Annotated in this window: 14 protein-coding genes and 1 riboswitch; of the genes, 8 read left to right on the top strand and 6 right to left on the bottom strand. The window is 75.1% G+C overall.

Features of this window, described 5'->3' with window-relative positions; translation table 11 throughout:
• Positions 1-67: 67 nt before the first annotated feature.
• Entirely contained in the window at positions 68-349 is a 282-nt protein-coding gene (locus tag ACYVHQ_RS08700; RefSeq protein ID WP_460512115.1) for a pyrophosphorylase, read from the bottom strand.
• A 294-nt stretch (positions 350-643) separates the two neighbouring features.
• Here ACYVHQ_RS08700 and ACYVHQ_RS08695 point away from each other — a divergent pair, with 294 nt between their 5' ends.
• The 3 genes from ACYVHQ_RS08695 to ACYVHQ_RS08685 all read left to right on the top strand — a co-directional run bounded on the left by ACYVHQ_RS08695 (position 644) and on the right by ACYVHQ_RS08685 (position 9,199).
• On the top strand, positions 644-3,433 hold the full coding sequence (locus tag ACYVHQ_RS08695) for a coiled-coil domain-containing protein (protein WP_460512113.1): 2,790 nt from the start codon (positions 644-646) through the stop codon (positions 3,431-3,433).
• Positions 3,430-4,848 carry an ABC transporter substrate-binding protein gene (locus tag ACYVHQ_RS08690; protein ID WP_460512111.1) on the top strand — a complete coding sequence of 473 codons (1,419 nt, stop codon included), beginning with the start codon at positions 3,430-3,432 and terminating at the stop codon, positions 4,846-4,848. Before ACYVHQ_RS08695 ends, ACYVHQ_RS08690 begins: the two co-directional genes overlap by 4 nt.
• 64 nt (positions 4,849-4,912) lie before the next feature.
• The gene (locus ACYVHQ_RS08685; protein WP_460512109.1) at positions 4,913-9,199 is read left to right on the top strand and encodes an FtsK/SpoIIIE domain-containing protein; all 4,287 of its coding nucleotides are present in this window, start codon (positions 4,913-4,915) and stop codon (positions 9,197-9,199) included.
• A gap of 136 nt (positions 9,200-9,335) precedes the next feature.
• Here ACYVHQ_RS08685 and ACYVHQ_RS08680 read toward each other — a convergent pair whose 3' ends face one another.
• A complete protein-coding gene (locus tag ACYVHQ_RS08680) occupies positions 9,336-11,315 on the bottom strand; it encodes a serine/threonine-protein kinase (RefSeq protein WP_460512107.1) in 1,980 nt (659 codons plus the stop codon).
• Between the two features lie 200 nt (positions 11,316-11,515).
• Between ACYVHQ_RS08680 and ACYVHQ_RS08675 the strand changes: the two genes are divergently transcribed.
• Positions 11,516-11,725 (top strand): PspC domain-containing protein, encoded by a 210-nt coding sequence (locus ACYVHQ_RS08675; RefSeq protein WP_460512105.1) that lies wholly within the window; start codon positions 11,516-11,518, stop codon positions 11,723-11,725.
• A gap of 64 nt (positions 11,726-11,789) precedes the next feature.
• Here the strand turns inward: ACYVHQ_RS08675 and ACYVHQ_RS08670 are convergent, their stop codons facing one another.
• A complete protein-coding gene (locus tag ACYVHQ_RS08670; protein ID WP_460512104.1) occupies positions 11,790-12,287 on the bottom strand; it encodes a DUF2017 family protein in 498 nt (165 codons plus the stop codon).
• Positions 12,287-12,565 carry an ATP-dependent Clp protease adapter ClpS gene (gene clpS, locus ACYVHQ_RS08665; protein ID WP_460512577.1) on the bottom strand — a complete coding sequence of 93 codons (279 nt, stop codon included), beginning with the start codon at positions 12,563-12,565 and terminating at the stop codon, positions 12,287-12,289. The genes ACYVHQ_RS08670 and clpS overlap by 1 nt, the downstream gene beginning before the upstream one ends.
• Before the next feature lie 107 nt (positions 12,566-12,672).
• A riboswitch (ZMP/ZTP riboswitch) is annotated at positions 12,673-12,758 on the top strand.
• Between the two features lie 44 nt (positions 12,759-12,802).
• Here clpS and glyA point away from each other — a divergent pair.
• Positions 12,803-14,080, top strand: coding sequence for a serine hydroxymethyltransferase (gene glyA / locus ACYVHQ_RS08660; RefSeq protein ID WP_460512102.1), 1,278 nt, complete (start codon positions 12,803-12,805; stop codon positions 14,078-14,080).
• 152 nt (positions 14,081-14,232) lie between these two features.
• Complete coding sequence (locus ACYVHQ_RS08655) at positions 14,233-15,159, top strand: bifunctional methylenetetrahydrofolate dehydrogenase/methenyltetrahydrofolate cyclohydrolase (RefSeq protein WP_460512576.1); 927 nt, start codon at positions 14,233-14,235, stop codon at positions 15,157-15,159.
• Positions 15,160-15,428: 269 nt separating this feature from the next.
• On the opposite strand, the gene galK is transcribed toward ACYVHQ_RS08655, so the two are convergent.
• Positions 15,429-16,637 (bottom strand): galactokinase, encoded by a 1,209-nt coding sequence (gene galK, locus ACYVHQ_RS08650; protein WP_460512101.1) that lies wholly within the window; start codon positions 16,635-16,637, stop codon positions 15,429-15,431.
• Positions 16,634-17,734, bottom strand: a complete 1,101-nt coding sequence (gene galT / locus ACYVHQ_RS08645) for a galactose-1-phosphate uridylyltransferase (protein WP_460512099.1) — start codon at positions 17,732-17,734, stop codon at positions 16,634-16,636. Before galT ends, galK begins: the two co-directional genes overlap by 4 nt.
• 81 nt (positions 17,735-17,815) lie before the next feature.
• Between galT and ACYVHQ_RS08640 the strand changes: the two genes are divergently transcribed.
• On the top strand, positions 17,816-18,760 hold the full coding sequence (locus ACYVHQ_RS08640; RefSeq protein WP_460512097.1) for a DeoR/GlpR family DNA-binding transcription regulator: 945 nt from the start codon (positions 17,816-17,818) through the stop codon (positions 18,758-18,760).
• Positions 18,757-19,689 (top strand): aldose 1-epimerase family protein, encoded by a 933-nt coding sequence (locus tag ACYVHQ_RS08635; protein WP_460512095.1) that lies wholly within the window; start codon positions 18,757-18,759, stop codon positions 19,687-19,689. Before ACYVHQ_RS08640 ends, ACYVHQ_RS08635 begins: the two co-directional genes overlap by 4 nt.
• The last annotated feature ends 1 nt before the right edge of the window (position 19,690 follow it).

Here is a 19,690-nt window from a genome sequence, read left to right as displayed (position 1 = left end):
CGTGCAGCACCCCCGACGACGGCACCCCACGGGGGCGCCGCCGTCGAGAGCGTCGAAGACCGTCAGGTCAGGCGCCGCCACCGGCGGTGAAGATGTCCTGCGAGATCTTCTCGAGCTGCGTGCGGAGCTCTTCGAGCTCGGTCTTGGCCTTGTCGAGAGCGGCCTTGGTCTCGGGCCAGGTGGAGCTGCGGAACGTGGTCGCCAGCGGGCCGTCCCACGTGTTCGGGTCGGACAGGATGCGACCCTGCGCGTCGAGCTGCGTGATCTGATCGGTGAAACCACCGTTCACGATCGACTGCAGCTGACGGATCGCCGTCTTGGCCTGCTCGGTGGAAAGGACACGAGACATGGTGGATCTCCTCTACTTCGTCATGATGCGCCCCCGCGCACTGAACACCCCCGGGAGCTCGAACACAGCCGACCATACACGCCTCCCGGACAGACCGCTATGTTGCATATCCGGACCTCTGGAAGGACCTCACCACCGCACCCCCCGTCCGTGGGGCAAGCGCGGCGGAAGGGGCGGAGGGGCCCTAGCATCACTCGAGACGCACGGCTACAGGGGGTAGTTCCGCCAATGGACAGGCATCGTTCGCACACCGCCGGGGACGGCACGCAGGGGTCTCGCCGCCACGCGCTCGCCATGGTCGCGACGCTCGGCGTCGTGGTGCTCGGGGTGACCGGCTGCACGGCCGACCCGCCCCTGGAGGACCCGTCGCGCGTGCTGCAGACCGTCGAGACGTCGCTGTCTACGGACGGGGCCGTGACCGGCGTGACCAGCACGACCATCTCGGTGGACGACACCGCCGCCCGGACCAGCACGGCCTCGACCGACCACGAGCCGTCCGAGGTCGCGGACGACCTGCCCGTCCGCGTCACGACGCAGTGGCGCGCGGGCGATGCCTCCGGCACCGATCTCGCCGACCTCGAGGGCCGTGACGGCCGTGTCGAGATCGACCTCACGGTCGAGAACCTCACCGTCGCGCCGCGGAGCCTCGACTACGACGTCGCCGGGCGCTCCCGCACCGATGCCGCGCTCGTCGGTGCGCCCCTGAGCGTCGCGGCGTCGACCGTGCTCGCCGGGACGTCCCCGAGCGCCGTGGTCACCAGCGCCTCCGACGCCGGAGGCGGCACGGACGGGATCGTCAGCACCAACGGCGACGGTGACGCCGTCGTCCAGTGGGGCCGCCTCCTGGCGCCACCGACCTCGGGTGCCAGCACGACCCTCCGTCTCGTCGTCGACGCCGAGCAGTTCACGGCGCCCTCCTTCGACCTCGCCGTGCAGCCCGGCCTGTCCACCGACCTCAGCGTCGACGGCGTCCTCGCCTCGGCGTTCGACGAGGGGCCGACCTCGGAGCTCGCCCTGCAGCAACGCACCATCACCCTCGTCACCGACGTCGCCGCCGTGCTCGGCCGCGCCGGCGGCACGATCACCGAGGTGCGGACGAACCTCGAGACCACCTCGGAGACCCTCGGCGTGCGCACGGCGGAGCAGCTGCGCGACAGCAGCTCGTCGCTCGCCTCCACGATGCAGGGCGTCTCCGGTCAGCTCGCGGCGCTCGAGGGCGACCTCGGCGGGACCGTCACGGGCACGCAGCAGACCGTGCGCGGCCAGCTGCAGCAGACCGTCGCCAGCGTCGACGCCCTGCTCGGCGACACGTCGGCGACGGCGCCGAGCGTCGCCGTCGACGGCGAGGGCTGCGCCGCGGTCGTCGCCGCACCCGGCGAGACCGCCAGCGTCTACGGCAGCCTGCTCCAGGTGTCGGCCCAGCTCGACGCCTACGCGAGCACGAACGCCGAGTGCCGTGACCAGGTCGTGGCCGAACTGCAGCGCGTGCTCGGGCCGGAGACGCCCGACGCCACGGTCTGCGCGAGCGACTCGTCGTTGACCTGCTCGCTCTTCCAGTCGTCGGCGAGCATCCTCGGGGTGCTGGCAGAGCTGGCCGAGCAGGGCGAGAAGCTCTCGACCTCGCTAGAGCCGGACCTGGCGCAGACGGCGCTGGACAGCTACGACGAGCTCGCCGCGTCCGTGGCCTCGCTCGAAGCCCAGCTCGCGGCTCTCGACGAGGACCCGTCCGGTGATGCCGTCGGCGATGCGCTCGACGAGCTGCGCGCGGCGGTAGGGGCTGCCCAGCGTCGAGTCCCCGCGCTGCGGGACCGCGTGGACGGCCTCCACGACGACGCGATCGAGGCCCGTGACGCCATCGGTGACGTCGAGGAGCCGGTCTCGTCCTCCATGCAGGCGCAGAACGCCCGCCTCGCCGACGAGTTGTGCGACCTGCGCGACGTGCCCGGGCTGAGCGTGCTGCAGGTCGAGCGACTGCGATCGTTCCTCGTCGACACCTCGTGCGGTCGTGCGGCAGAGCCCGTCGAGCCGGAGGTCCCGGGGACGCCCGAGGACCCTGCTGATCCCCAGGCGCCGGGCACACCCGAGGAGACCGCCGCACCGACCGCTGGTCTGCCCCTGCCGCCGCCCCTGCCCTTCCTCCGGCCCATGGAGGACCGCCTCGCCGAACAGGCGGCGGCATGGGACCTCGTGATCGCTGTCACGGACACCGATGTGACGGAGGGTGACGGCCTGGGTGCCGCTATCGCCAGCCTCGATGCCGAGGTCACGGCGGTCGACGCCGCGCTCGCGTCCCTCGAGGAGGCCGTCGCCGCCGGCGACGTCAGCCTCGGCGGCGCCCTGCAGCGACTGCGGGAGACGACCGACGCCGCGTCCGCCTCGGGCGTCGGACTCCGCGAGGACCTCGATGCACTCAAGGTGCAGCAGGAGGCCCTCGCCGCCCAGGTCGCGGAGGCCTTCGACTCGGCAGCCGGTACGGCCGCGGAAGACGTCGTCCTCTCCACCGGGAAGCAGGTCGAGCGCGTCACCGCCCAGGCCACCACGAGCCGCGAGGCCGTCTCGGACGCCTTCGCCCGGTCGGTGGCGGGCCTGAGCACGACCTCCGGCTCGGTGACCGCCGAGGCCCGTCGCACGATCGAGTCCCAGCGGGGAGACCTCGGCGAGCAGACCGACGCGCTGACGGCGGCGGTCGACGGCCAGGCCGCCACGACGCTCGAGCGGATCGCGGCGACGACCAGTGCCTCCACCCGTGACGTCGAGGGGGCTCGCACGTTGCTCTCGGCCGACCTGGCCAAGGTGCTCCTCGACCTCGGCGACCCCGAGGTCAACGGCTCCGGCCTGCTCGGCTCGATGACCACCAGCGCGGCCAAGGCCGACACCGCCGACTACCAGCTGGCGCTCGCGTCGCAGGAGGCCTCCGGCTACGCGAACGTCCGTGCCGAGGACGTCGCGGGCATCATGCTCCGGCGCGCCCAGGTCACCGCCTCGCTCGAGGCCGCCGGCGCCCTGCCCGCCTTCCACCTCGACGTCCCGGCGGGCGCCACCTCGACCACGCTGTACTCGTTCCGGATCGGGGGCACGCGATGAGCCGCCACGACGCCAAGGCTGCAGCTGCCACCGACACCGCACCTGACGAGCACGCCGTGGACGGCGACGCCGAGACCGCAGGAGGCACGCCCCGCGGACGCACGAAGGTCGCCCTGGTCGTCGGCGCGGGCCTCGTCACCGCCGCCGTCGTCGCGACGGTCGCGGTCGTCGTCGTGCAGGGGACCGGCTCGGCAGAGGCCGACCCGGTCGCCGCGACCGTCCCGGTCGCCCTGTCGGCCCGCGTCCCCGACGGCACCACCCTCGGCGTCGTCCTCACCCTCGGTTCCGGCGAGGGCTCCGAGTGGGCCGGTGCTGCCCAGGGCGCCCGCGTCGCCCAGGAGCGCCTCGCCCTCGGCGGCACCGACGTCGAGCTCGTCACCGAGGACGACGGCGGCACCGAGGACGGCGCCCGCGCCGCCGTCGACGCACTCGTCGAGCAGGGCGTCGCCGGCGTCGTCGTCGCCTCCTCGGGGGCCCACGTCGCGGGCGCGGTCGAGGCCGCCTCCGCCGCGGGCGTCCCCGTCGTGCTGCCCTACGCGGAGCTGCCCGAGGGCACCGACGCGGACGCGGCCTGGTCGCTCGCCCCCGACGCCGCGGCCACGTCCGCCGCGCTCAGCACCGCCCTCGACGGCACCTCGCGCCCCCTCGTCGTCGACGTGGGCGGCGGCGTCCCCGCCGACGTCCCCGTCGGCGACGTGCTCGTCGTCGCGCCGCAGGACGACCCGGCCACGCTCACCACCGAGCTGGTGCGCCGGGCCGGCCTCGCGCCTCCTGCGCAGGAGGGCGAGGAGCCGCCCGTGCCGGTCGACGCACCGATCGACGCCGTCGTCATCAGCGGACCGCCCGCCCGGCAGGCGGACCTCGTCGAGGTCCTCCAGTCCGCCGACCTGCCCGTGCCCGTCGTCCTCACCCCCGGCGCGACCAGCCCCGCGTTCTCGTCCGCCCTCGCGGAGGCCGGCGGCAGCGCCTCCGGCGGCTTCGTCACCGTGGGCACCGCCACCGACGACGCCGTCGCCCTCCAGGCCGACGCCGCCGGGCGCTCCATGTCGGCGTTCCTCGCCGGCGTCCGCGTCGCCGCCACCGACGGCGACGTGCAGAACCTCACCGACGACCAGCCCTTCTCGGCCGTCGCGCAGGAGGCCGACTCGCGCAGCCACGACGCGGTCGTCGCGCTCGTCCGCGGCGTCGCCGAGGCCGGCAGCACCACGCCGACCGACGTCGCCGTCGCGCTCGCCGCCACGACCCCCGGCGCCGCGCAGGGCATCGCCGGACCGGCCCTCGACCTCGGACGGGCCAGCGCCTCGACGGGCGAGGTCGTCGTGCTGCACGCCTCCCCGCAGTCCCTCGGCCTCCGCCCCGCCGCCGGGGACGCGACCACCCGCACGACCTGGTTCGCGGAGCCCGACGCCGACTGACCCGGTACCACCAGCAGTGCCGGTCGCGCGCCCCCCGTCGCGACCGGAGGAGAGGACGACGCGCATGCGCGTGCAGATCGAGCTCGACGACGAACGACGCAGCATCGACGTGGACCGCTGGCAGGGCACCGCCACGCTCCGCGACCTCGTCCAGGCCGCCGGTGCACCCGCGCCCGGGCCCGACGACGACCTCTTCGTCGACGAGTCCGCGGCCCCCGTGTCGACGCCGCTCGCCGAGGTCCTCCTCCTCGAGGGGTCGCGCATCGGGCGCACGCCCACGCGCCGACCGCGCCGCCTCGCCGGCTGGAACGTCACCCTCGCCGGCGGCACCGACGCGGGCGCCGTCGTCGAGGTGCCGCGCACGCGTCCCCTCGTCGTGGGCCGCGCACCCCAGGCCGACCTCGTGCTGCCGACCGCCAGCGCGTCGTGGGAGCACTGCACGATCGAGCTCGACACGGACGACGAGGGCGAGGGCGTCGTCGTCCGTGACGCCGGGTCGACCAACGGCACCGTCATCGCGGGGGAGCGCGTCGGCGACGACGGGCAGCGGCTCACCGAGGCCACGACCGTCCTCGTCGGCGGCGCCGTGCTGCTCGTGCGCCCGCGGCTCGACGAGGTGCCCGCCCCGGCACCCGGCAGCCTGCACAACCTCACGCCCGCGGCCACCGCCCCGTTCAACCGGCCGCCCCGCCCCGGCAAGGTCGACGACGTCGAACCCGTGGTCCCGCCCACGCGCAAGGAGGTCCCGCCGGCCTCCAAGTTCAACTACATCACCGTCATCGCGCCGCTCGTCCTCGCGGGCACCATGGTCGTCGTGCTCGGCGACGCGCGCTTCGCCCTCTTCGCCCTGCTCAGCCCCGTGATGGCCGTCGGCATGTGGTTCGAGCAGAAACAGCGTCGCAAGCGCGGCCTCAAGGAGGAGGAGGAGCGCTTCACGGGCGCCGTCGCCGACTTCCGCGCCGAGATCGCCGCCGCCGCCGAGCAGGAGGTGCGCCGACGTCAGGACCTCGCCCCCGACCCGGCCACCGTCCTCCGTCGCGCCGCCCTGCCGTCCACGCTGCTCTGGCAGCGGCGGGCCGACGACGACGACTTCCTCGCCCTGCACGCCGGCACGGGCGACGTGCCCTGGCAGCCCCAGGTCGACGACCGCGGCATCGTCCGTCGCGACGACGCCGTCAAGGAGGCCCTCGCCGACAGCCGCCTGCCGGCCGCGCCCGTCGTCGTCGACCTCACCGACGCGGGCGTCGTCGGCATCGTCGGCGACCGGGCCGGAGCCCTGGCCCTCGCCCGCAGCCTGCTCGCGCAGGCCGCCGTGCACTGTGGGCCGGCCGACCTCACCGTCGGCGTCTTCTGCGACCGCGGCCGCACCGACGACTGGGCCTGGGCCTCCTGGCTGCCGCACACCCGGCAGACCGGCAGCAGCACCGGCGACCGCTGGATGTCCGACCAGCGCGAGTCGAGCGCCGCGATGCTCCGCGGCCTCCGCGAGACCGCCGACGACCTGCCCACGCCCGCGATGCTCGTCGTGCTCGACTCCGAGGTGCTCACCGAGGGCCGGGACGCCCCCGCGCGAGCGCTGCTCGGACACGGGCGCTCCGAGGCCGGCCGGTCGCTCCGGCCCGGGGAGCGCCGCCACCGCGTGAGCGGCATCGTCATCGCCACGTCGGAGGAGCAGCTGCCGGCCGCCTGCACCTCGGTCGTGCACGTCGGCGACGACTCCGCCGCGACCGTGCACCGCCCCGAGGACCGCACGCGCGTCGACGACGTCGTGCTCGCCGGCGTCGCCCCCACCCGTGCCGAGGAGTGCGCCCGCCACCTCGCCCACTTCGACGACCCCGAGCTCGTCGTGCCCGGCGCCTCACTGCCGTCGCTCGTGCGCCTGCCCGAGCTGCTCGGCCAGCAGCAGCTCGACGCCGCCGCCGTCCGGGCGCTCTGGGCCGCCCCCACGGGCGTCTCGACCCCCATCGGCTCGTCGGAGACGGGAGTCCTCACCCTCGACCTCGTCAAGGACGGCCCGCACGGCCTCGTCGGCGGCACAACCGGCTCGGGCAAGAGCGAGTTCCTGCGCTCGCTCGTCGCCGGCCTCGCCGCGCGCAACGACCCGACGCGGCTCACCTTCGTGCTCATCGACTTCAAGGGCGGCGCCGCCTTCAAGGCCTGCGAGCGGCTGCCCCACACCATCGGCACCATCAGCAACCTCGACGAGCAGCTCGCCGACAGGGCGCTCCGCGCGCTCGAGGCCGAGATGCAGCGCCGCCAGCGCGTGTTCGCCCAGGCCGGCGACGACATCGACAACCTGGACGCGTACCTGGCGACCGGGCCCGCCGAACCCATGCCGCGCCTCCTGCTCGTCGTCGACGAGTTCGCCATGCTCGCCAAGGACTTCCCCGACGTGCTCAGCTCGCTCGTCAGCGTCGCGGCCGTCGGGCGCACGCTCGGCGTGCACATGATCCTCGCGACGCAGCGCCCCGCCGGCGTCGTCAACGAGGACATCCTCGCCAACACCAACCTGCGCGTCGCCCTCCGCGTGCAGAGCCGCGACGACTCGTCGAACGTTATCGGCGTGCCCGCCGCCGCGGGGATCGGCCGCGCCCAGACCGGCCGCGCCTACGTCAAGCTCGGCCAGGACGACATCACGCCCGTGCAGACCGCCCTCGTCACCGGCCGCGCCGCCGAGGCCGCCGCCGCGCTCGTCGACGTGCGCGCGACCAGCCCCTTCGGCGTGCCCGCACCGCGCCCGGCACCGCCGCGCGCCTCGTCGACCGACGCCGTCGACCTCGACCTGCTCATCGACGCCGTCGTCGAGGCGAACGCCGCCGAGGGGTTCGCCCCGCCGCGGCAGGTCTGGCCGGAGGCCCTGGGCGAGCGGGTCGCGCTCGCCGGCCCCGCGGGCGGTGCGGCCGAGCACGACGGGCTGCCCGCCGTCGGCGACGTCCACGACGACGTCGTGCGGGTGGCCCTCGCCGACGAGCCCGACCTGCAGCGGCAGAGCGCCACCGGGTGGGACCTCGACGAGGGCAACCTCCTGCTGCTCGGGATCCCGGGCAGCGGCACCAGCACCACCCTCGCGAGCCTCGCGCTCACCGCGGCAGGCCAGCTGCCCCCCGACGAGCTCGACCTGCTCGTGCTCGACCTCGGCTCGCGCGAGCTCGCACCCCTCGCCGACCTGCCGCACACCGTCGCCTACGTGGGCTCGGGCACCGGGGCGAAGGAGCAGCAGGCACGGTTCCTGCGCCACCTCCGTGCCGAGCTCGAGCATCGCCGGGGCGCGACCGGCACGCGCCGTCGGGCCCTCGTGCTCATCGACGGGCTCGCCGCCCTGCGCGACGAGCTCGGGGACTACGAGGGCCAGCAGCTGCTCGACCTGCTCTACCGGGTCTACGCCGAGGGCCCCGCGCTCGGCCTCTCGTTCGCCGTGTCGTCGAGCCGCGCCAAGGCCGTGCCCACCGCCATGGAGGAGGTCACGACGCAGCGTTGGCTGTTCCGCCTCGCCGACGCCTACGACTACGCCTCGATGGGCATCCGCGGCAGCACCGTGCCGGCACCCGTGCCCGGCCGCTGCGTCGACGTGCGCACCAGGCTGCAGCTGCACGTCGCGACGCCCGACGGCTCCCTCGCCGAGGCCGTCGCCCGGGTCGCCGCCACCTGGGGCGACGCCGCCCCCAAGCCGCAGGCCATCGGTCAGCTCCCCGAGGACCTCACCGTCGCCGAGCTCGGCGCCACCCCGTCGCTCGAGGGCGAACCGTGGCTGCTGCCCGTCGGCCTCGGCGAGGACGACCTCAGCCCCGCGGCCCTCGAGATCTACGAGGGTGAGCACGTGCTCGTGGCGGGACCGGCCCGTTCGGGCAAGTCGACCCTCCTGCTGGCGCTCGCCGAGTCCGTGCGCTCCGCACCCGGGGGAGCGCACCCCGCGGTGTGGGGCATCTGCGACCGCCGGTCGCCGCTCGCGACGGCCGACCTCGACCGCGTCGCCGTCGGGGCCGACGAGATCCCCGGCCTGCTCGCGTCGCTGCGGCTCGAGCGCGGCCCCGTCGTGCTGCTCGTCGACGACGCCGAGCGCATCGACGACGCCGACCAGGCGCTCGCGACCCTGCTCGCCTCGGGCCGGCCCCAGCTCGTCGTCGTCGCGGCCGGTCGCAGCGCCGACCTCCGCACGCTCTACAGCCACTGGACCAAGACGGTCCGCAAGGCCCGGTGCGGCGTGCTGCTCCAGCCCGACGTCGACTACGACGGCGAGCTGCTCGGCTCGACCCTGCCCCGACGGGCGCCCGTCGCCCTCACCCAGGGGCGCGGCTACGCCTGCGTCGGCGGGCAGGTCAGGCTCGTGCAGACGATGAGCCCGAGCCGCTGAGCGCGGGCCGCTGAGCCCGAGCCGCGGAGCCCGGTCCGCGGGCCCGGGCCGCTGAGCGCGAGCAGGCCGCCGAGCCCGGTCCGCTGCACCCGAGCAGACCGCCGAGCCCGAGCAGGTCGCCGAGCGTCGGGCCGGCTCAGTCGCGCGTCGTGATGCTGAACGGCGAGCTCTCGAGCGCCGTGAAGTTGCCCACGGTCGCGCGCAGCACGCACGACGGGGCGACCGAGAGGGCCGTCACGACGAGGCCGTCCGACGAGACCGCCAGGGCTCCCGAGCAGCCGTCGACGAAGCGCACGCCCGCCTCGCCGCCCGCGACGTCCTGCAACAGCTGCGACGGCGACCCCGTGGCCGGGCTCGAGTAGAGGGGCGACAGCTCGTCGGGACCGTTCGGCCACACCGGCACGAGCACCACCGGCAGCGCCGTCTGGCTGACCGTGCGCGGCGGGGTGCGGACCTCGACGCCCCGGAGACGCTGCACCGGGTAGGCGGTGCTCGTCACGCCGTCGTCACCCACGGCCTCCGCCGTCGCCGCGGCCGCCCCGTCGAGCCAGGCGTCGAGCGCGGGCGCGTCGGCGAGCTCGAGCGGGAGCGTGGCCTCGACCACGAGCTGCTCGCCCGCGGGCACCTCGACGTCGTCCAGCGACCAGGCGCAGTCGGTCGTGAGGCCCGTGACGCTCGCGACGTTGCGCGTCGCCGTCACCGACGACCAGGTCACCGGCGGGCACGCGTCGCCCTCGCCCGCACCGGGCACGACCTCGAGCAGCGTGCCGGAGAGCGGCGCCGTCTGCGCGGCGTAGGTGAGGGTGAGGCGCACGCGGCCCTGGTCGGGGTCGTACGCGGCGTCGCGCGAGACCGTGAGGCCCGTCGGCAGGGCAGGGTCCTGCTGGTGGGCCGTCGCCGCGACCGGCGTCGAGCCCGGCTCGCCCGGGGAGTCGGGGAGGAACCGCACCACCCCGGCGACGAGCAGCCCCGCGACGGCCAGGCCGGCCACGCCGAGGACGGCCACCCGGTTCGTGAGCCAGGCGGGCCTCCTGCCGGGGGCCTGCTCAGGAGGCGCGGTGGCGGTGACAGGGGCGCGCACCTCGCGTCGGGGCATCGGCCGCACGATGGTGCGCGATCTGTCCGAGCCGAGATCGGGCAGCGGCTCGGCGTCGGCGTCGCCGTCGAGGTCGACCGGGGGAGCGGCCGCCGGGGCCGCGGCGGCACCACGCACGACGGTGGCGGGGCGCTCGACCTCCGTGAAGTCGCCGGGCGCCGACTCGGGCGCGAGCGCCGGCGTGCCGTCCAGGCCGGGCGCGAGCCGCCGCAGCCGGGCCGCCGCCTCGCCCGCCGTCGGGCGCGCCGAAGGGTCCTTCGCGAGCATCGCCGAGAGGGCGGCCCAGACGGCGGGGGGCACGTCGAGCTCCGGGGGCACGGTGGTGACGTGCCGGTAGGCGACCGTGAAGTCGGTGCCCGGCCCGGCGAACGGCGTGCGGCCGGCGAGCAGCTCGTAGAGCACGACGCCCGCGGCGTACACGTCGGCCTCGGGGCCCGACCGCCCGTGGCTGATGAGCTCGGGGGCCATGTACCAGGGGGTGCCCAGGAGGCCCGTGGTCGTCCGCTCGCGCTCGCCCACCACGCTCGCGATGCCGAAGTCGCCGACGCGCACCGCGCCGCGCAGGCCCGGGTGCCACGGCTCGGCCAGCAGCACGTTGTCGGGCTTCACGTCGCGGTGCGACACCTGCTGCACGTGGGCCGCGGCCAGGGCGTCGAGGACCTCGGCGACGAGCGAGAGCGCGTCCGCAGGGGGCAGCGTGCCGCGCTCGGCGAGGACGTCGCGGAGCGAACCGCCGGGCACGAGGTCCATGACGATCGCCAGGCGGTCGCCCTCCACGACGAGGTCGCGCACCCGCACGACCGCGGGGTGCTGCAGCGAGAGCAGGACCGAGCGCTCCCGGACGAAGCGCTCCACGACCGACGCGTCGTCGGCGTGCTCGGGCTTGAGCAGCTTCGCGGCGGCCTCCTCGCCCCCGGCCTGCGCGCTGACGCGCCACACCTCGCCCGCGGCACCCGAGCCGATCAGGTCGACGAGGCGCCACCCCGCCCCGAGGGCCTCGCCCGACCGTGCCTGCGCCACGCTTCCCCCGTCCCGTGCTCGGACCCTCCCCGGGCCGACGGAGCCATCGTACCGTCGTACTGCATGCCGGGTGCCGCCGCGGGACGGCACCCCGTGGCCCCCGTCCCGGGGGCGGGGCGTGCCCGATGCCGACCACCCGTCGTCCTGGGGGGGGGCTGGCCCCCGGGCGTCCCGCAGCCCGCGCTGCCACGCTGGAGCACATGACAACCCTCACTCGTCCCCGCCACGGCAAGGTCATCGCCGGCGTCTGCGCCGCCCTGGCCTTCCGGTTCGGCGTCAGCCCGTTCCTCGTCCGCCTGCTCTTCGTGCTGTCGTGCCTGCTGCCCGGGCCGCAGTTCGTCCTCTACATCGTGCTCTGGGTGCTGTTCCCCAAGGAGGGGTCGACGCCGCGCACCGTCCGCCGCCGCTGACGCGCGGCGCGGCGGTCGCGACCGCCGCGCGCGTGGCGACCAGGCCCTCGTGCGCTGCGCCCGCTCAGTCGCCGTCTGGCGTGGCCTCCGTGATCGCCTGGAGCAGCGACTCCTGCACCCAGCCGAGCCAGTCGAACACGTCGCGCAGCACGAGCTCGTGCTCGTCGTCGGTCTCGTCGTAGCCGTCCGCGGTGACGCCGAGGCGCTGACCGAGCACCAGCCGCAGGTCGGTGAGGGTGCGCAGCAGCGCCTGCTGCCGCTCGTCGTCGAGCAGGACGCCCTCGCCCTGGTCGGCGGCGAACAGCCGGGCGACGGTGCGGGCGCCCTCGAGCTTGCGCGCCGTGACGTCGTCGGACGTCCAGCGGCGGAACTCCGCGTCGGCCTCGGCGTCGTCCGGGTAGGCGGACGGCAGGAGGCGCGCCACGGCCCCGTCGCGCCGGTCGCCCCCCTCGAGCAGTCCGCCCAGCTGCCCCGCCAGGTCGACCAGCAGGCCTCGTTCGTGCTCGGCCAGGGTCAGGCGGACGCCGCCGGGGTCGATGCCGCCCTCGCGGCGGACCGGCATCACTCGTCGGCCTTCGCGACGGTGGCGTGCAGGCCGTGCTCGTGCATGGCCTCGACGTGGCGCTCCATCTCTTCACGCGGGCCGGTCGCGACGACGGCCCGGCCCTCCTGGTGCACGCGCATCATGAGCGCCTCGGCCGTCGCCCGGCTGAAGCCGAAGTAGCGCTGGAAGACGTGCGCCACGTACGACATGAGGTTGACGGGGTCGTCCCAGACGATCGTCGTCCAGGGCACGTCGGGGGCCGCGCGCAGTCGCGTGTCGGTCAGCTCGCTGGTCATGCTCACCGCCCCAGCGTCGCACGCGGCACCTGCCCGTGCCCCGGACGTCCGCGGGCCGTCGCACGACCGGCCCGTGCCCTGCCCTGTGCAGGGGTGCTGCGTTATGCTGGCCCGGTCGCGACTGGCGTTGAGGTGGACCACCACCGGGGAGCGACTGACACACGAGCGGTGGCCGTACGCCTGGGCCGCCACGCCAGACCAGACCCCCCGTCCGTCCCGTGTGCCGAGGAGCAGTCCATGACCGACAGCCAGTCCTTCCCGTCGACCTTCAACCAGCCGCTCTCGGAGGTCGACCCCGAGATCGCCGCCGTCCTCGAGCAGGAGCTCGGCCGCCAGCGCGGCACGCTCGAGATGATCGCCTCCGAGAACTTCGTGCCCCGCGCCGTGCTCGAGTCGCAGGGCTCCGTGCTCACGAACAAGTACGCCGAGGGCTACCCGGGCCGCCGCTACTACGGCGGCTGCGAGTTCGTCGACGTCGCCGAGAACCTGGCCATCGAGCGCGCCAAGTCGCTGTTCGGGGCCGAGTACGCCAACGTGCAGCCCCACTCGGGCGCGCAGGCCAACGCCGCCGTCCTCGCCGCGCTCGCGACGGTCGGCGACACGATCCTCGGGCTCGAGCTGTCGCACGGTGGCCACCTCACCCACGGCATGAAGCTCAACTTCTCGGGCAAGCTCTACAACGCCGTCGCCTACGAGGTCGACCCCGAGACGTACCTCATCGACATGGAGACCGTGCGCCGCCAGGCGCTCGAGCACGAGCCGAAGGTCATCATCGCCGGCTGGTCGGCGTACCCCCGCCAGCTCGACTTCGCCGCCTTCCGCGCGATCGCCGACGAGGTCGGGGCCTACCTCTGGGTCGACATGGCGCACTTCGCCGGCCTCGTCGCCGCGGGGCTGCACCCGTCGCCGCTGCCGCACGCGCACGTCGTCTCGTCGACCGTGCACAAGACCCTCGCCGGGCCGCGCTCGGGCGTGATCCTCTCGAACCACGAGCCGCTCTTCAAGAAGCTGAACTCGGCGGTGTTCCCCGGGCAGCAGGGCGGGCCCCTCATGCACGTCATCGCCGCCAAGGCGACCGCGTTCAAGCTCGCCGCCGAGCCCGAGTTCAAGGACCGCCAGGAGCGCACCATCCGCGGCGCGCGCATCCTCGCCGAGCGCCTCACCGCCGACGACGCCAAGGCCGCCGGCATCGACGTGCTCACCGGCGGGACCGACGTGCACCTCGTGCTCGTCGACCTGCGCACGAGCGAGGTCGACGGCAAGCAGGCCGAGGACCGCCTGCACGAGGTCGGCATCACCGTGAACCGCAACTCGGTCCCGTGGGACCCTCGCCCGCCGATGGTGACCTCCGGCGTGCGCATCGGCACCCCGGCGCTCGCGACCCGCGGCTTCGGCGACGCCGAGTTCACCGAGGTGGCCGACATCATCGCCGAGACGCTCAAGCACGAGCCCGACCTCGAGGCCCTCGCGGCCCGGGTGAAGGCCCTCGCCGACGCGTTCCCGCTCTACGCGTGAGCACGGGCACGACCGGTGCCGGCGTCGGTGACGTCGGCACCGCCTCCGGCGACGGCGCAGGAGCCGGTGGCGCGACGAGCGCGACGGGCGGGGTCGGCGAGACGGGAGCGGTCGGCGTGACGGGCTCGGCAGGCGTGTCGGGCTCGGCAGGCGTGACGGGCGAGCCCGGCACTACGGAGCCGCGCCGCTTCGGCGGGCCCGACAGCGCGATCGTCGTCGACGGGACAGCCCTGGCCGCCACGGTGAAGCACGAGCTGCGCGAGCGGGTCGACGCCCTGCGCGCCCGGGGCGTGGTGCCCGGGCTGGGCACGATCCTCGTCGGGGCGAACCCCGGCTCGCTGTCGTACGTGGCGGGGAAGCACCGCGACTGTGCCGAGGTCGGCATCGAGTCGATCCGGATCGACCTGCCCGAGACCGCGACCGAGGCCGACATCCGGGTCGCGATCGCGACCATGAACGACGACCCCGCGGTCACGGCCTTCATCATCCAGCTGCCGCTGCCCGAGGGCATCGACCCGACGGTGATGCTCGAGCTCATGGACCCGGCGAAGGACGCCGACGGCCTGCACCCGGTCAACCTCGGTGAGCTCGTGCTCGCCGTCCCCGGTGGCAAGGGCACGATCGACACGCCCCTGCCGTGCACGCCGCGGGGGATCGTCGAGATGCTGCGCGCCTACGACGTGCCCATCGCCGGACGGCACGTGACCATCGTCGGCCAGGGGCTCACCGTCGGACGTCCGCTCGGGCTCCTGCTCACGAGGCTCGAGGCGACCGCGACCCTCACCCACTCGCGCACCGTCGACGTGGCCGCCGAGGTGCGCCGCGCCGACATCGTCGTGGCCGCGGCAGGAGTCGCGGGCCTGGTGAAGCCGGACTGGGTCGCGCCCGGCGCGGCCGTCATCGACGTCGGCATCACCCGCGTGCTCGACGAGGCCAGCGGCAAGCACAAGCTCCGCGGGGACGTGGACCGCGGCGTGGCCGATGTGGCGGGGCACCTGTCGCCCGTCCCCGGCGGAGTCGGACCGATGACGCGCGCCATGCTGCTCAAGAACGTGGTCGAGGCCGCCGAGCGCCGCTGACGCGGCCGGGCGCCGCGCCGGGGCGGGTGCGCCCGGCCCTGGGGCCCGCACGTGACGCGGGTCCTCCGACGTGGCACGTGCGGGCCCGCTCGTGTGTTGTCGGAGAAGCCGTGTCACCCGGACGTGGTGCCGCCCGCGGCACGCCCGGCCTTCGCGGCCCGCGCCCGGCCCGGCCCGCGCGGCGCCCTGCCGGCACCGGCCGCGCCGCGTGTCACGCCTCCTGCGCCGCGGCCGGCGCGCGGTGCCCGGCCCCGTGCGCGTCGCGCCGGTCAGGCGTCGCGGCGGGCGCCCTGCGCGGCGGTGACGGTGAAGATCGTGGGCGCCGTGTGACCAGCGTCGGCGAACGCGGCCTCGACGGCGGCGGCGATCGCGTCGCGGTCGCCGGCACGGACGAGCGCGATGGCGGAACCGCCGAACCCGCCGCCGGTCATGCGGGCGCCGACGGCACCGTGGGCCTGGGCCGTCGCGACGGCGAGGTCGAGCTCGGGCACCGAGATCTCGAAGTCGTCGCGCATCGACACGTGCGAGGCGTCGAGGAGGTCGCCGATCGCGGTCGCCCCGCGTTCGCGCAGCGTGCGGACCGTGTCGAGCACGCGCTGGTTCTCGGTGACGATGTGGCGCACGCGGCGCAACGTCTCGTCGTCGAGCACCTCGGTGGCCCTCGGCAGGTCGTCGAGGTCGAGGTCGCGCAGCGACGTCACGCCGAGAGCCTCGGCGCCGCGCTCGCACGAGGCACGTCGGTCGGCGTACCCGCCGGTGGCGTGGGCGTGCTCGACGTGGGTGTCGACGACGAGCAGCTCGAGGTCGGCCTCGGCGAACCCCAGGGCGACGACCTCGGCGTCGAGGCTGCGGCAGTCGAGGAACACCGCTGAGTCGACCTGACCGAGCAGCGACGCGGACTGGTCCATGATGCCGGTGGGCGCGCCCACGGCCTCGTTCTCGCTGAGCTGGCCGACGGCCGCGAGGGTCTGCCGGTTGAGGCCGAGGCCCCAGAGCTCGTCGAACGCCAGCGCGGCGGAGCACTCGAGGGCGGCCGACGACGAGAGCCCGGCTCCGACGGGCACGTCGGACTCGACGAAGACGTCGAGCCCCGTGAACGTCGCGGGGTCGATGCCGCTGACGTCGCCGCCCGCGGCCGAGAAGGCGGGGGAGGTGGACCGCGACGGTGCCTCGCCCAGGGCCCAGGCGACGCCGGTGACGTACGCGGACCAGCCGTCGAGGGCCTCCGGCCGGAGCTCGTCGAGCGACACCTCGTGCACGACGCGGGGCTCGAACGTGCTGCTCACGCGCAGCAGGCGGTCGCCGCGACGACCCACCGTGATGGTCGTGCGACGGTCGATGGCGAACGGCAGCACGAAGCCGTCGTTGTAGTCGGTGTGCTCGCCGATGAGGTTGACGCGGCCGGGTGCCGACCAGCGGCCGACGGGCTCGGTGTCGAAGACGTCGGCGAAGCCGGGGGTGGGGGTGTCGGTGGTCATGCGCGCTCCATCGCTTCTCGCAGTCGCTGTGCCTGGGCCTCGGGCACGAGGTCGCCGACCCAGGCTCCCATCGCCGCCTCCGAGCCGGCCAGGAACTTCAGCCGCGACTCGGCACGGCGGGGCGACGTGATCTGCAGCATGAGCCGGACGGTGTCGCGCCCGGTGTGCACCGGCGCCTGGTGCCACGCCGAGATGTAGGGCGTGGGGTCGTCGTAGAGGGCGTCGATGCCGCGCAGGAGGCGTCGGTACAGGACCGCGAGCTCGTCGCGCTCCGCCTCGGTGAGGCCGGCGAAGTCGGGCACGTGGCGGTGCGGCAGCAGGTGCAGCTCGATCGGCCAGCGCGCGGCGAACGGCACGAAGGCCGTGAAGTGCTCGCCCGCGAGCACGACGCGCTCGCTGCCGCGCTCGGACTCGAGGACGTCGGCGAAGAGGTCGGGACCGTAGGAGGCGATGCTGTCGAGCAGCCGCGTCGTGCGCGGCGTGACGTAGGGGTAGGCGTAGATCTGCCCGTGCGGGTGGTGCAGCGTGACGCCGATGGCCTCGCCGCGGTTCTCGAACGGGAACACCTGCTGGACCCCGGGCAGGGCCGAGAGGGCCGCGGTGCGGTGCGCCCAGGCCTCGACCACGGTGCGGGCGCGCGACTCGCTCAGGTCGGCGAACGAGCCGTGGGTCTCGGGGCTGAAGCAGACGACCTCGCAGCGGCCGACGCTGCGGCGCGTGCGGCCGATGCCGACCTCGCGGAGGTCGTCGAGGCCCGTCGGCGCCCCGTCGCCCTCGAGCATCGGGCCGAACGAGGGGGAGCGGTTCTCGAAGACGGCCACGTCGTAGAGGTCGGGGATCTCGCTGGGGTTCGTCGGCGAGGCGGGCGACAGCGGGTCGAGCTCGGCCGGCGGCAGGTGCACGCGGTTCTGCCGCGACGCGGCGATGGAGACCCACTCGCCGGTCAAGGGGTCCTGTCGCATCGAGGCCGTCTCGGGGCGCGGGTCGAGCGTGCGCGCGTCGGCGCGGCGCTCGGGGCCGAGCGTCGTGTCGGCGTCGTCGAAGTAGATGAGCTCGCGGCCGTCGGCCAGCGTCGTGCTCCGTGTCGTGATGCCCACCGTCGCTCCTCGTTCGTGTCGACCGCGAGCCCGGCGGGCTTGCAGTTGCGAAAGCACCTGAAAGCATACGAAACTGTCGGCGTGACCGCCACCCCGTCCCCGGCAGGCCCCGCACGAGCAGGCGCCGCCCCGGCGGACCCTGCCCTCGACGAGCCCGCCTCCCCGGGCCGCGCGCCCGCGGGGCTGCGCCGCGAGCGCATCGCCGACCTCGTCGCTCGGCGGGGCTTCGTGCGCACCGCCGAGCTCGCACGCGAGTTCCGGTTGTCCGAGGTGACGATCCGCACCGACCTCGAGCAGCTCGTCGCGGGCGGGCTCGTGGCGCGGGTGCACGGGGGCGCCCTGTCAACCGACCGCCGAGCCGCCGAGCGGCCCTTCGAGGAGGAGAGCGAGGTCGGCGCCGAGGCCAAGCGGGCCGTCGCCGTGACGGCCGCCGCCCTCGTGCGCTCCGGGGACTGCGTCGTGCTCGACGTGGGCACGACCACCACCCAGATCGCCCTGGCGCTCCTCGAGCGCGCCGACCTGCACGACGTGGTCGTCGTCACGAACGGCCTCACCATCGCCCTCGCCCTCGAGCAGGCCGTGCCGCGCTTCACGGTGGTCGTGAGCGGGGGCACGCTGCGCCCGCTGCAGCACTCCCTCGTCGACCCGCTCGCCAGCAGCGTCCTGGCGAGCATCACCGCCGACATCGCCTTCATCGGCTGCACCGGCGTGCACGCCCGGCACGGCGTCACCAACGTCAACCTGCCCGAGACCGACGTCAAGCGGCTCATGACCGCGACCGCACGGCGGTCCTACATCGTCGCCGACGGGAGCAAGCTGGGGGAGGCGCACATCGGCGTGATCGGCCCCCTCGCCGCGTTCGAGGGGCTGGTCACCGCCGGGGCCGCGCCCGGGGCGGTCGCCGAGCTGCGCGCGGCCGGCCTCACCGTCGTCGAGGCGGACGCGACCTCCCCGGGACCAGCCGGGGTCGCGACTCCTGACCCTGACGCGACCGTCAGCACCCGCACCACCGAGGAGGCGCCGTGACCAGTCCCACCGGAGACCAGTACGACCTGACCCTGCAGGCGGGCGAGCGCACCGTCACCGCGACCGTCACCCAGGTGGCGGCGGGGCTCCGCGCGCTCGCCGTCGACGGCATCGCGCTCGTCGAGACGTTCCCGAGCACGAGCATCCCGCCGTCCGCGTGCGGCATCACGCTCGTGCCGTGGCCCAACCGCGTCGCCGACGGCCGGTGGGAGCTCGACGGCGAGGTGCAGCAGCTCGACCTCACCGAACCCTCGAAGGGCAACGCCAGCCACGGCCTGCTCCGCTGGACGGCGTACCGGGTCGTCGAGCACCACCCCCACGCCGTCACGCAGGCTGCGACCGTGCACCCGCAGCACGGGTGGCCGTTCCAGCTCGACGTCACGGTGCGGCACGAGCTCGTCGACGACGGCATGGTCGTCACCCACACCATCACCAACGTCGGACCGGGTCGCGCGCCGTGGGCGCTCGGCTCGCACCCGTTCTTCCGCGTCGGGGACCACGACGTCGCCGACCTCACGGTGACCCTCGACGCCGCGACGCGCTACGTGACCGACGAGCGGAGCATCCCGACCGGCACGGAGCCCGTCGACGGCACGGCGTACGACCTCAGGCACGGGCCGCGCGTGGGCGACCTCGACCTCGACACGGCCTACCGCGACGTCGCCGCGGACGCGGAGGGCGTGCGCCGCACCACGGTCCGCGCCCCCGACGGCAGCGGCGTCGAGCTCTGGCAGGACGCCGCCTACCCCCACGTGCAGGTCTTCACGCCCCGCGACTTCCCTCGCGACGGGGTGCTCGGCCTGGCACTCGCCGCCGAGCCGATGACGGCACCGGCGAACGCGCTCGCCACCGGCGACGGCCTGCGCTGGCTCGACGAGGGCGAGACCGCCACGGCCGTGTGGGGAGTGCGGTACCTCCCCGCGGACTGAG

It is taken from the genome of Frigoribacterium salinisoli (genome assembly GCF_054781095.1).
Note: the sequence above shows the minus strand (reverse complement) of the source record. Positions and strands in the feature narration are given on the sequence as shown.